General features: G+C 33.9%; 13 protein-coding genes and 1 tRNA gene. 7 read left to right on the forward strand and 7 right to left on the reverse strand.

Annotated elements, in window-relative coordinates; translation table 11 throughout:
* Positions 1 to 2: 2 nt before the first annotated feature.
* Both recF and M0D58_RS05035 read left to right on the forward strand, forming a co-directional pair.
* On the forward strand, positions 3 to 1,082 hold the full coding sequence (recF, locus tag M0D58_RS05030) for a DNA replication/repair protein RecF (RefSeq protein ID WP_248393958.1): 1,080 nt from the start codon (positions 3 to 5) through the stop codon (positions 1,080 to 1,082).
* A 26-nt stretch (positions 1,083 to 1,108) separates the two neighbouring features.
* Positions 1,109 to 1,405: a hypothetical protein gene (locus tag M0D58_RS05035; RefSeq protein WP_248393959.1), complete on the forward strand. Its 297-nt coding sequence runs from the start codon at positions 1,109 to 1,111 to the stop codon at positions 1,403 to 1,405.
* Here the strand turns inward: M0D58_RS05035 and M0D58_RS05040 are convergent.
* The 3 genes from M0D58_RS05040 to M0D58_RS05050 are packed head-to-tail and all read right to left on the reverse strand — an operon-like array spanning position 1,383 to position 5,160.
* Positions 1,383 to 3,413 carry a site-specific recombinase gene (locus tag M0D58_RS05040; protein WP_248393960.1) on the reverse strand — a complete coding sequence of 677 codons (2,031 nt, stop codon included), beginning with the start codon at positions 3,411 to 3,413 and terminating at the stop codon, positions 1,383 to 1,385. The two genes, M0D58_RS05035 and M0D58_RS05040, sit on opposite strands and share 23 nt — an antisense overlap.
* 13 nt (positions 3,414 to 3,426) lie before the next feature.
* The gene (mtgA, locus tag M0D58_RS05045; protein ID WP_248393961.1) at positions 3,427 to 4,071 is read right to left on the reverse strand and encodes a monofunctional biosynthetic peptidoglycan transglycosylase; all 645 of its coding nucleotides are present in this window, start codon (positions 4,069 to 4,071) and stop codon (positions 3,427 to 3,429) included.
* A gap of 42 nt (positions 4,072 to 4,113) precedes the next feature.
* Positions 4,114 to 5,160 (reverse strand): ABC transporter substrate-binding protein, encoded by a 1,047-nt coding sequence (locus tag M0D58_RS05050; protein WP_248393963.1) that lies wholly within the window; start codon positions 5,158 to 5,160, stop codon positions 4,114 to 4,116.
* Positions 5,161 to 5,208: 48 nt separating this feature from the next.
* Between M0D58_RS05050 and M0D58_RS05055 the strand changes: the two genes are divergently transcribed.
* Positions 5,209 to 5,282: transfer RNA gene (locus tag M0D58_RS05055), tRNA-Arg, on the forward strand.
* 147 nt (positions 5,283 to 5,429) lie between these two features.
* Here M0D58_RS05055 and M0D58_RS05060 read toward each other — a convergent pair.
* From M0D58_RS05060 to M0D58_RS05075, 4 genes are all read right to left on the reverse strand, one after another.
* Positions 5,430 to 5,699 (reverse strand): heme oxygenase, encoded by a 270-nt coding sequence (locus tag M0D58_RS05060; protein ID WP_248393965.1) that lies wholly within the window; start codon positions 5,697 to 5,699, stop codon positions 5,430 to 5,432.
* Positions 5,696 to 5,914, reverse strand: a complete 219-nt coding sequence (locus M0D58_RS05065) for a hypothetical protein (protein ID WP_248393967.1) — start codon at positions 5,912 to 5,914, stop codon at positions 5,696 to 5,698. Before M0D58_RS05065 ends, M0D58_RS05060 begins: the two co-directional genes overlap by 4 nt.
* A gap of 131 nt (positions 5,915 to 6,045) precedes the next feature.
* Positions 6,046 to 6,264, reverse strand: a complete 219-nt coding sequence (locus tag M0D58_RS05070; protein WP_027378534.1) for a CsbD family protein — start codon at positions 6,262 to 6,264, stop codon at positions 6,046 to 6,048.
* 103 nt (positions 6,265 to 6,367) lie between these two features.
* Positions 6,368 to 6,928 carry a helix-turn-helix domain-containing protein gene (locus M0D58_RS05075; protein WP_051289100.1) on the reverse strand — a complete coding sequence of 187 codons (561 nt, stop codon included), beginning with the start codon at positions 6,926 to 6,928 and terminating at the stop codon, positions 6,368 to 6,370.
* A 166-nt stretch (positions 6,929 to 7,094) separates the two neighbouring features.
* On the opposite strand from M0D58_RS05075, the gene M0D58_RS18110 reads away from it, so the two are divergent.
* The 4 genes from M0D58_RS18110 to M0D58_RS05090 are packed head-to-tail and all read left to right on the forward strand — an operon-like array spanning position 7,095 to position 11,390.
* A complete protein-coding gene (locus M0D58_RS18110; protein ID WP_262486255.1) occupies positions 7,095 to 7,226 on the forward strand; it encodes a hypothetical protein in 132 nt (43 codons plus the stop codon).
* Complete coding sequence (locus M0D58_RS05080) at positions 7,227 to 8,255, forward strand: glycoside hydrolase family 130 protein (protein ID WP_248393969.1); 1,029 nt, start codon at positions 7,227 to 7,229, stop codon at positions 8,253 to 8,255.
* Positions 8,256 to 8,287: 32 nt separating this feature from the next.
* Positions 8,288 to 10,564, forward strand: a complete 2,277-nt coding sequence (locus tag M0D58_RS05085; protein WP_248393971.1) for a glycosyltransferase — start codon at positions 8,288 to 8,290, stop codon at positions 10,562 to 10,564.
* Positions 10,565 to 10,586: 22 nt separating this feature from the next.
* A complete protein-coding gene (locus tag M0D58_RS05090) occupies positions 10,587 to 11,390 on the forward strand; it encodes a hypothetical protein (RefSeq protein WP_248393973.1) in 804 nt (267 codons plus the stop codon).
* The last annotated feature ends 205 nt before the right edge of the window (positions 11,391 to 11,595 follow it).

The raw sequence follows: 11,595 nt of genomic DNA on the forward strand, positions 1-11,595 counted from the left end.
GAATGATTATCAAGAAACTTTCGTTGTATAATTTTAAGAACCATTCTGAAAAGAGATTTGAGTTTTCACCGCAGATCAACTGTTTTGTGGGAAATAACGGTGTCGGAAAAACCAATATCCTGGATGCGCTCCACTATCTTTCAGTAGGAAAAAGTTTCCTGGGAAACACTGATCTCAATAATATCAGGCATGAGGAAGATTTTTTCACAATTGATGCAGAAATTATGAATGAAGACAGTGAAGATGTCATTAAAATTTCTCAGCCGAAAGAAGCCAAGAAGATCATCAAAAAGAATGACAAAAGCTACGACCGGCTCGCGGATCATATCGGCTATCTGCCCAGCGTCATGATTTCCCCCTACGATTCCAACCTGATTTCAGATTCCGGAGAAAGCAGAAGGAAGTTTCTGGATTCCATGATCTCTCAGACCGATTCCGAATATCTGTTTGATCTCATCCAATATCAGAAAGCCATTCAGCAAAGAAATGCACTATTAAAATATTTTGCTAAAAACAGAATCTGGGACAAAGATTCCCTGGAAATCTATGATGATCCCATTACCAGAACCGGAACCAAGATTTTCATAAAACGCAGGGATTTTGTTGAAAAGCTGAATCCTATCGTTCAGAGTTTTTATCAGATTATTTCCGGGGGCATGGAACATGTTTCGGTAATTTATGAATCCCATCTTTTGGAAAACTCTTTCGAAGACCTGTTAAAAGAAAGCCTGGAGCGTGACAGAATGCTTACCTATACTTCAAAAGGCATTCATAAAGATGATCTTTTGTTTGAAATGGACTCTGTTTTAATTAAAAAAATAGGTTCACAAGGACAGCAAAAATCTTTCCTTATTTCCTTAAAGCTTGCACAGATGAGCCTTGTAAAAGAACTTACCAAAAAAACGCCGATTCTGCTGCTGGATGATATTTTTGATAAACTTGATGACAACAGGGTTTCTCAGCTGATTGAGCTGGTAAATCAGGAAAATTTCGGGCAGATTTTTATTACAGATACCCATCGGGAACGTACAGAAAGTGTGGTTAAAAAAATTAATGAGGAAAGTATCATTTTCGAATTATAATCCGTTTGATGTAACAGAATTTTATCATGAAGAAAAATAAAAAACGGGAATACCAGTCATCCGACCTTGTGAAATCTTTCGCAAGGATCTATGGTTTTGAAGATAAACTGATTGCCTTTGAGATCAAGGATTTCTTAGAGGAATATCTTGATGAAAGCCTTTTCCGGGAAATTAAAAGTGTAAATATTGAAGACAAAACCGTGATTATCAAAATCCATTCACCGCTATTGAAAAACGATTTTCAGATGCGTAAAAGTTTTTATCTGAAGAAATTCCAGGATAAGTTTGGTGCTGAGAAATTTAATGATCTTCAGATTTCGTAGTAATCCTGCTGTTCATAAGATCATCCGTTCTTTTATCAAGTCCGGAACGCAGCGGGATAAAAAACCTCAACGGATTTTTCAGAAAATATCTGAAAATCCCTTTATAGATTTCACTTACCTGTCCGAAATTAAGCTTTCTTGATCGGAATGCCAGAAACATAGATAAACTAAAGCTGACCGCAAAATTGAAAAACCCGATCAGGAAAACGGTAAATAGTGAGATGCAGAATGTATAAGAATCTATGGTGAAATCTTTTCCGTAAAGCCCCAGTGCAAAATTTCCTGCTGCAAAAGTAATATGCCTGATATCCAAGTCAAGACCTAAAAATAATCCTACCGGAGCCGTCGCTCCGAGAAATACCCCGAACCAGAAATTCGATACAATACCCGGCCAGTTTTTAGCATAATATTTTGATAAGCCTTTTGCAAAGTTCTTTCCAAATAATCTTCTGATGGAAAGGTTTTTTGATATTCTCTCCGGTATCTGATAAAACACGGAATTGTTGCCGATATTTCCAGATATAATGCCCGAAATAAAAAGGTAAAATCCTGCAATACATGCATGCAGTACCGCTTTGGATTTAAAAGGATCAAGATCTTTGAGGAGTTTATCAGACCTTTCAACAGCAAGATTCTGTGAGAAAAAAACGTCGAGGCCATAGATAATAATCAATGCGACAGGGAAAGATAAAAGAACATTTCCTACAAAAGCAATAAACTGGCTTCGGAACAGCTTTGAGACCAGGTGGGCAAATTCTTTGCTGTCTGTTTTTATATTCCCTTCTTCAGACAGAACTTTCGTCATGGTGGCGGCTGTCATCGCAGGCTGTTTTGTTGCCAGCGTAAAGCCCATCAGGTAAATCATCACAAAACCCATTGCATAGTTCATGGAATACAGGAATGCGTGTGAAAAATCACTTCCCGGAACATAGCCGTACAGCATTTTCAAAACACAAAGCGCTCCTACAATAATTCCGCCGCCGCTGGCTTTATAGAACATCGTCATATATTCTTTGCGTGTGGATGTAATATAGTGTGCTCCTGTTTCAGCCGTATGATTGGTAATGAGATGCGAAATCAGCCTTGTGCTGTCATTAATAAGCTCTGAAATATTATTCCTGTGTGATTTATAACTTAAAATATTAAATACCAATTGCTTTGAATTGATTAAAATATCTTTTTCATCATCAATTACCAACAGCTGTACCGTTTCATAAATTCTCTGAACCTGCTGGCGGATTTTCAGCAGAGACTGGTTGATTTTCCCGGAAATTCCGTATTTAGATGAGTTTTTAAATGAAATATTTACAAATTCGAGACATTGTTCGATGTAAATTTTTATCTGCTTATAGCGGCTGTCTTTAGAATGCAGCTGCAGTTCCGGATCTTTCTCAAATTCTGCAGCAAGCTCCTCAAGCTCATTCTGTAAAGCAAGAAAAGGATTATCAAAATTACGATATTGAGGCGCCATCCTTACTACCTCAACTTCCATTGCCGAGCCGGTAACGCGCCACGAAAGTATGTTCATTGAGAAAAGCAACTCTTTTTTTACTTGTGGCTTTATGATAAAATCCGATAATCCTAAAATTTTAAAGAATTCATCAATCTCATTCTCCGGCAGATTCTGAAGAAATTCAATATCTTTTTTCGGTGTAAAACTTACATTGTCGATCATGTACCAGATCGTCTGTTCATTGACAACGGGGGGCAGAATCTTATTAAGAATTCTTTTCTTAAGTTCAGGAACGAAAGCATTTTCTGAGAGAATATTCGCTTCTGTTAAAGACAGATTAAAGGTTTTATCCCTGAAAATATTATGAATATACTTTTTAAAATTTTCTGCGACTGGCGGATTATTTCTCAGGAAATTAATCACATCTGTAAAATCCGCACTTTTAGCACTTTCCAGAAATTCTGAAAAGGGTTCAAGAGAAGCTGTCTCATTCTTAAAGGAAAAATATTTTTTAAGAACAGACTCGAAATTGTTACCGGATTTAAAGAGTTTCATTAGTACAAAGATACTATTTCAAACTCACATTCCTCATTTGTCTCATGATCCAATTATGTTTCTTTCTTAAATAGGCTGAAGGATTTTTAGGATCATATTTTTTAGGATTGGGCAAAACGGCTGCTATCCAAGCTGCTTCGGATACAGTAAGGTCTTTTGAAGATTTCCCGAAATAATACTTTGAGGCGGCTTCAACTCCGAAAACGCCCTGTCCCATTTCGATGGAGTTGAGGTATCTTTCGAGGATAATGTCTTTGCTCCACACTTTTTCGATAATAAAAGTATAAACAGCTTCAAGCCCCTTTCTGAACCAGCTTCTTCCCTGCCACAAAAATATATTTTTTGCTGTCTGCTGGGAAATGGTGCTTCCTCCCCTGATTTTTTTACCTTTTTCATTGTGCTTCATCGCCTTTTCAATGGCAGTGTAATCGAAACCGTTATGTGAAAAGAATTTCTGGTCTTCGGAAGCGATAACTGCTTTTTTTACATTGTTCCCCATTTCCTCATACGAAACATAGTCTCTGTTCAATTTTCCGTATTTTAATAATCCTCCTATTTGTGTAATCGTTATAGGCGGGTTAAAAAATCTTCCCCAAACAATAAATACTACGTTCAGAATAAGAATGATGAATATGATGCGTTTAATCGTTTTCCACATAATTTAAAAAATGAAAAGTCAAAAATAAGCAAATAGTCCGAGTTATTGCAATTCTTTCATGTAGGTAAGCTGATAGCCCGGCAAAAGTTCAGGATGGAAAATTTTAATATAATCTTTTAACACAAGATCTGATCTTACCACACCGCTTTCGAAAAAATCATTGGCTTTGGCTTTTTCTTTTGCGGTAATTACATACACTTTCCCTTTATTAAAAACAGGCAATTTGTTGTAAACAGGGTTCATTGTCAGCATTTCTTTTTTCGAAGGATGGTTTCCTGCGTTGATCCAGTACTGAACCTGGCCTGCTTTTGCAAAAACCTCTTCAAAGCTCATTGTAACTGCTTTTTCTTCCGTATTATTTTTCAAAATATAATTGGCATTGGCGTCTGAAATAAAATGTGCCAGTGATGTTTTTCCGCCGGGAAGATACCAGATGTCGCCATACATTTCGTTTGCAAGAATAGTAGGTCTTTCTTTAGCTTTAGCAGCTAGCTGCTTTAGATCCTGATAGTTTTTAATAATTTCATCATATTTAGCCATTGCTGTGTCACTTTTCCCGAAAAGTTTCCCGAAAAGTTTAATATAGGCCGTTTTTTCAAGCGGATTCTGCTCAAGATATTCATCTAAAAATACAACCTGAATTCCATTATCTTTCAAAAGTTTATAGGTATTGTCGAAACTCGCGATATGATTGGTAAAAATAGCATCGGGTTTTAAAGAAATGATTTTTTCCACATCATATTTCTGTTCATTTCCGACGTTTTGAATTTTACCTTCTCTTACTAATTTTTGAATATTTTCGGAATAAATATACTCCGGGCTTGCAACGCCGATTATCATATTTTCAGCTCCCAGTTCGGTTATGTATCCCGCCATACTTGCATTCAGCAATATGATTTTTTTGAATGGAAGCTGATTTTCTTTAAAATTATAGCTAAACTTTCCCGACTGGATATTCAAAATTCCGTTTTCTTCGGTATACTGAACGTTGTTTGAAATTAAAACAGGTTCTGAAGTAGATTTTTTTTGTTCTCTTTTACAAGCCGTTAGCGTTAAAAACGCGATTAATAGTAAAATTCTTGGTTTCATCTTTCAAAGAAAGCAAAAAAGTGTTATATTTGCAAACCATTAAACAATGGCCTCGTGGCGCAACTGAATAGCGCATCTGATTACGGCTCAGAAGGTTACAGGTTTGAATCCTGTCGAGGTCACATATTTACCAAATGGCGCAAACTAAAGACAGTTTGCGCCATTTTGATTTTTTTAGTTTGGATATACTCAATATATCAGATTGCGCTTTTATTTTAGAATATTACATCTATTAGTATACTAATAAATTGAAACTTTTATTGCTAAAATCAGATAACATCATAGTCGTTTAAAGTTGTTACAAAATGATAATCTATAAAACTTTTAGAAGCCTTGCACAATTCCAACAATTCTTCATTGCTGTGGTATTCAAAATTAAAATCGTCAGGAACATCAATTGTATATTCCGTTATCACTTCTGTATCAAGAAGATCAATTGCCATCAGATCATTAAGCGAACTAAGCAGATTATTTTCTTTCAGAAGAGGCATTTTCTGCGTGAAAGAGTTTTTAAATTTATATAATATAATTGTTTTCATTTTTTATTTTTTGCTTTTTCGAAAGTAATGAGCTGCATTCTAATAGAGGAAAGATATTGCTTAAAGTCTTTCATTGTAATATTTTTCTCGTTCGGTGACATAAATAATGGAGTCTCATTTAATAGAAAATACAATTCAGGATATAAAGACTGGATTTTAGCCGTTACATTGAAGATCTGTCCGGTAAGATTCTGCAAATTATAAGTTGATTTCATATCTTTCTAGTTAAACGAAATATAATAATATCAGAATAAAAAAGGACGGGAACTAAAAAAGTACCCGTCCCCTTTTGTATTAAAACCCCTTTAAACATATTGAGCTGTTTACCGGAGTTATAATAAACTCATTATGAAAGTTGAGTGTTATTAAGAATCTTAATAACCTCTTCACGGCTTTTACTTAGTTTATTTTGCAATCTTCCTAGCAATTCATTTTCTTTTCCTTTTTCAAGCACCAAATCTGAATCTTTAAGTTGTGAAAACTTTTCTTTTAACTGTTTTGATTGTTCTTTCCAATCTCCTGTAATTTTAAAAGCCTCATGAGCTTTATTGTGATTTGTATTCATAATTCGAATTTTTGTGTAACAGAATTATTACAATCCAAAGGTGATCCATTTTAATCTTATCCCGCTACACATTTCAATACTAAATTTACATATATCACACTTTTTATAAGTCTTCTAAATTTTTCAGCCGTTTTTGCTTTAGCTGTTTGTAGAAAGAAGGAGAAAGTCCAGTTATTTTTTTAAACTGGTTGGAAAGATGCGCAACACTGCTGTAATTGAGTTTATAAGAGATTTCAGTAAGATTGAGTTCATCATACAAAAGGAGCTCTTTTACCCTTTCCACTTTATTGATGATGATAAAATGCTGTAAAGTCATTCCTTTCACTTCAGAAAATGTATTGGCAAGGTAAGTGTAATCGTAACCAAGCTTTTCACTGATATAATCTGAGAAATTTTCTTTCGGAAGAGATTCGGAATAATGGATCATTTCTGTAACCGCACTTTTTATTTTTTCGATCAGAATGCTTTTTTTATCATCAAGTAATTCAAGTCCGGTTTTGAGGAGATTTTCTTTTAAAAACTGTCGCTGTTCATCTGTAATATCATCCAATATTTCTACAAGTCCTAAATCTACTACGGCATTTCTGATATTCAGTTTTTCAAGCTCCTGATGAACCACCATCTTGCAGCGCAGGCTTACCATATATTTTATATATAACTTCATAATCCTTACCGTATTTCGTGTTTGTCAATCTATATGTTGACAGCCATCCTTTCAAAGTTAGTCCTTTAAATTTTAATTACTATGATTTATGTAACAAATTAATAGACTATTACAAACCTTTCTTTTTTTAATAGATGACCTTTACATATAATAAAAATATTTTAAAATGTCAAAAGAAAAGGATACAAAGAAAAAAACAGATAAAACACCTGCGGCAAAATCATTAAAAGAGAAGCGGGAAGCCAAACAAAACAAAAGGAAAGACAAAGAAAATGAAAGTCGCAACGCAACAACCTAAATGGTAGAAATAAAAAAAGAAGGAATTATACTTAGAAAAACCAATTTAAGTTTTGAAAACGAAGGGGTTTTGAATCCTGCTATTATTAAGGAAAATGGCAAAATACATGTATTTTACCGCGCTGTTGCCAAGGGTAATTTTTCAACTGTTGGGCATTGCATATTGTCAGATCCGCTTACGGTAGAAAAACGGTCAGATTCACCCATTATTGTTCCTGAATCTGAATACGAAAAACACGGTGTAGAAGATCCTCGAATTGTAAAAATAGATGATTTGTTTTATCTTACTTACACCAGTTATGATGGCATCAATGCTTTAGGAACATTAACGACTTCAAAAGATCTCAAATCCTGGAAAAATAAGGAAATTATTGTTCCAAAAATTTCTTATGAAGAGTTTAAGCTTTTATCAGAATCAGAGGATTTAATCCCGGATAAATATAGAAGATACAACGAATTTCAAACCAATCATCCTGACAGCGATCCTGTTTTTTTGTGGGATAAAAATCTGATTTTCTTCCCAAGAAAAATAAACGATAAATTTTATTTTCTTCACAGAATAAGGCCTGAAATTCAGATTGTCAGCATAAAAAATATTGAAGACTTGAATTCTGATTTCTGGCAGGATTACTTTTCACATTTTAAAGACCATGTTCTTTTATCTCCAAAATACGATCACGAATCAAGTTATATCGGAGGTGGATGTCCGCCAATAGAAACAGAATACGGCTGGTTGATGATTTATCACGGTGTTTATGACACCATTAACGGTTATGTTTACAACGCCTGTGCAGCTTTACTGAACCTTGAAAATCCAAAAAAAGAAATTTCCAGACTTCCTTATCCGCTTTTCAAACCCGAAAAAGAATGGGAACTCAAGGGTGAGGTTAACAATGTATGTTTCCCGACGGGAACCATTGTGGAAAATAACAAACTATATATTTATTATGGAGCCGCAGACGAAAGAATTGCTGTTGCCTCACTCAGTATTTCAAAGTTATTGAAAGAGCTTATGATGTACGCGGTATGAAAATTATTCGGCAAATTAAAAAAGAAATTAAAATGAATAAAAATAATAATTCAGACGTGGAGGATAAAGCAATTAGACAATCTTATAATGATAAAAAACACAAAATCTATAATAAAACCGAGATTGTCTTTGTAAGTACATTTCCTCCAAAGGTATGCGGAATTGCCACTTATACACAAGATCTGATAAAATCTCTTCAGTCGAAATTCGGAGAATCCTTCAAATCAATTATTTGTCCGATGGAAACAGAAGAGGAAAATTATGAATATCAAGAATTTACCGAGTATAAATTAAATATCTCGGACGCCGTTTCCTACTTGGAATTAGCCGCAAAAATCAACAAAAATGATGCTATTGAGTTAGTGATGCTTCAGCACGAATTCGGATTTTTTAATGAAACCCAAAATGGTTTGTTACTTTTTCTCAAGAACTTAAAAAAAGATATTATCATCACTTTTCACACTGTTTTGCCAAACCCTGATAAAGAGCTGAAGGAAAAAGTGAAAAAGATCGCAGATTATGCAAAATCTATTATCGTAATGACAAGTATTTCAGCGGACATTCTTTTGAACCATTATGACCTTTCTCCTGATAAAATTACGGTAATCCCTCACGGAACACACCTTTTGCCCTTCGTAGACAAAATTACTTTGAAAGAAAAGTATAATCTTAAAAATAAAAAAGTTCTTTCCACTTTCGGATTATTAGGCTCCGGAAAAAATATTGAAACGACACTGAAAGCCTTACCGGAAATCATTGCTAAAAACCCTGATGTCATTTTTTTAATTCTTGGCAAAACACATCCTGCATTAGTAAGGCATGAAGGCGAAAAATATCGTGACTTTTTGGAAGACCTTACCTGTACCCTTCATCTGGAAAACAACATCCGCTTTATAAATGATTATCTTCCACTTCAGGAATTACTAGAATATCTTCAGCTTACCGATGTTTATCTTTTCACCTCAAAAGACAGAAATCAGGCAGTAAGCGGTACATTTTCCTATGCAATCAGCAGCGGATCCGCCATTGTTTCTACTCCAATTCCGCATGCTATGGAAGTTTTAAAGGAAGATACAGGAATTATTATTGATTTTGAAGCTCCGGAGCAGTTGGCTGTTGCGGTAAACACATTATTAGAAAATGAAAGCAAACGAGAGGAGCTACGTCAGAAATCATTGGAAAAAATGGCTCCGACAGCGTGGGAAAATTCATCTATCTTACACGCTTTGTTATTTCAGAAATTTAAAAATAATAAAACAGAACTCAATTATACTCTACCGGAAATCAATCTTAGGCATATTCAAAATATGACAACCGATTTTGGGATGATTCAGTTTTCAAAGATAAGCAAACGGGATATCAATTCAGGATATACGCTGGATGATAATTCACGGGCGATGATCGCTATTTGCAAGCATTTTCAAATCAGTAGAAACAAAGCAGATCTGCAATTGATTTTAATTTATTTAAACTTTATTAAATTTTGCCAGCATAAAGACGGGAGTTTCCTGAACTATGTAAATGAACAAAAACAATTCACTAATCAAAACTATGAAACTAATCTGGATGACTCCAATGGAAGAGCAATCTGGGCTTTAGGTTATTTAATTTCATTAAAAGAAATTTTGCCACAGGAGTTGTCTGAGAATGCGGAAAAAATCATTCAGAAAAATCTTGTCTGGGCAGAAAAAATTCATTCTACAAGAGCAATGGCTTTTATTATTAAAGGATTGTATTATCAAAACTCAGAAAATAACCTTCCTTTATTAAAAGAATTAGCAAATCGTCTGGTGAAAATGTATCAACATGAAGCAAAATACGATTGGCATTGGTTTGAGAATTATCTGACCTACGGAAACAGCGTATTGCCGGAAGCTTTACTGTGTGCGTGGATTTCTACTAAGGATGAACTTTACAAGCAAATTGCTGAAGAGTCTTTCCAGTTTTTAATGTCTAAAATTATGATTAATGACAGCATAAAAGTGATTTCCAATAAAGGCTGGCTGCAAAAAGAAAATACTGAAAATGTACTCCCCATTGGTGGAGAGCAACCTATTGATGTTGCCTACACCCTTCTGGCTTTATCTTCATTTTATAAAACTTTTAAAGATGAAAAGTATCTGCAAATGATGAAGAATTCCTTCAACTGGTTTTTGGGGAAAAATCATTTGAATCAGATTGTTTATAACCCTGCAACGGGAGGTTGCTATGATGGGCTTGAGGAAAAAAATGTAAATCTCAATCAGGGTGCAGAATCTACCGTCAGTTATCTGATGGCAAGGCTTAGTCTGGAATTTTCAATAGAATAAATAACTGCCTGTGATGCTTAAAATGAAACATACACTTAATAAAAGGAAAACTAAATTTCGTCTGCTCAATAAAAAAAACAGCTTGAATAAAATCTCTCATACTGAATTTGTTTCATTGCTTTATATCAGAAATACCAATATCGCCTTAAATAAAGATCTGGAAGAAATTCTTCGTATACTAAAAGAGCTGCAAAAATCAAATAAAAAATCAAGACTGGTTTTTAAAACCAATTGTACACTGACTAAACATATTCTTTGGGAAACCATTATCAATGAGATAAAACAAAATCTTATGTATATCAAACTCCAAATTGAATATATAAAAGAAAATACTATACAAGCAAACTACTTTAATTATTCTCTGTTTTGGCAACAGAATAAAATTTTCATAAAAATAATAAAAGAAAATTACGCAAAACTGGAGCTATTAGGAAATCAAATTCTCCCAAAAGAAGTATTACAATACTGGAAAACAAATATTTGTAATATGCATGATGAGTTTTTTCATCTTATGATTTCATTTTTAAATATTTGCAAAATGGAACTAAACTTTATCAAAATCCATTCCCCTCATAATTTATCAGAGATCATACAGAACATTATTGTAAACATTCCGAAAATCAAAAATAGTGATAGACTTAATAGGTACGAACAAATATATATTGAGGCTTTAAAAAACTATAAAGAGGAATTCAGCGAAAAACTCAGTTTTTGGAATGTCGTATTAAAAGCTCTGACCATTAATAAAGATCAATCTCCTTCAGAACAAACAATGCTAGAAAGATGGATTGATGGCAAGGATAGAAGAAAGATTAATAGCATTTAAATATAAGATTCCGGATTGTTCCGAAAACTATTTCATATTGAAGTTAGTAAAATAATTTGTTCCATTATTCCCGATTGAACATTTATTTTCTAATTTAAATCCCTAATCATTAAAAATTAACATATGAATACTATACGATTATATAAATTTAAAGATTCAATCACCAGCAAAATACCTTTTTTGAATAAGGAATCTAATTTGGATA

The organism is Chryseobacterium nepalense (genome assembly GCF_023195755.1).
GTDB lineage: Bacteria > Bacteroidota > Bacteroidia > Flavobacteriales > Weeksellaceae > Chryseobacterium > Chryseobacterium nepalense.

Bases quoted from the DNA above. Each gene is read 5' to 3' on its own strand.
- M0D58_RS05050 (WP_248393963.1), bottom strand. From the start codon at position 5,160: ATGAAACCAAGAATTTTACTATTAATCGCGTTTTTAACGCTAACGGCT.
- M0D58_RS05090 (WP_248393973.1), top strand. From the start codon at position 10,587: ATGAAACATACACTTAATAAAAGGAAAACTAAATTTCGTCTGCTCAAT.
- recF (WP_248393958.1), top strand. From the start codon at position 3: ATGATTATCAAGAAACTTTCGTTGTATAATTTTAAGAACCATTCTGAA.
- mtgA (WP_248393961.1), bottom strand. From the start codon at position 4,071: ATGTGGAAAACGATTAAACGCATCATATTCATCATTCTTATTCTGAAC.
- M0D58_RS05075 (WP_051289100.1), bottom strand. From the start codon at position 6,928: ATGAAGTTATATATAAAATATATGGTAAGCCTGCGCTGCAAGATGGTG.
- M0D58_RS05065 (WP_248393967.1), bottom strand. From the start codon at position 5,914: ATGAAATCAACTTATAATTTGCAGAATCTTACCGGACAGATCTTCAAT.
- M0D58_RS05070 (WP_027378534.1), bottom strand. From the start codon at position 6,264: ATGAATACAAATCACAATAAAGCTCATGAGGCTTTTAAAATTACAGGA.
- M0D58_RS18110 (WP_262486255.1), top strand. From the start codon at position 7,095: ATGTCAAAAGAAAAGGATACAAAGAAAAAAACAGATAAAACACCTGCG.
- M0D58_RS05080 (WP_248393969.1), top strand. From the start codon at position 7,227: ATGGTAGAAATAAAAAAAGAAGGAATTATACTTAGAAAAACCAATTTA.
- M0D58_RS05040 (WP_248393960.1), bottom strand. From the start codon at position 3,413: ATGAAACTCTTTAAATCCGGTAACAATTTCGAGTCTGTTCTTAAAAAA.
- M0D58_RS05060 (WP_248393965.1), bottom strand. From the start codon at position 5,699: ATGAAAACAATTATATTATATAAATTTAAAAACTCTTTCACGCAGAAA.
- M0D58_RS05035 (WP_248393959.1), top strand. From the start codon at position 1,109: ATGAAGAAAAATAAAAAACGGGAATACCAGTCATCCGACCTTGTGAAA.
- M0D58_RS05085 (WP_248393971.1), top strand. From the start codon at position 8,288: ATGAATAAAAATAATAATTCAGACGTGGAGGATAAAGCAATTAGACAA.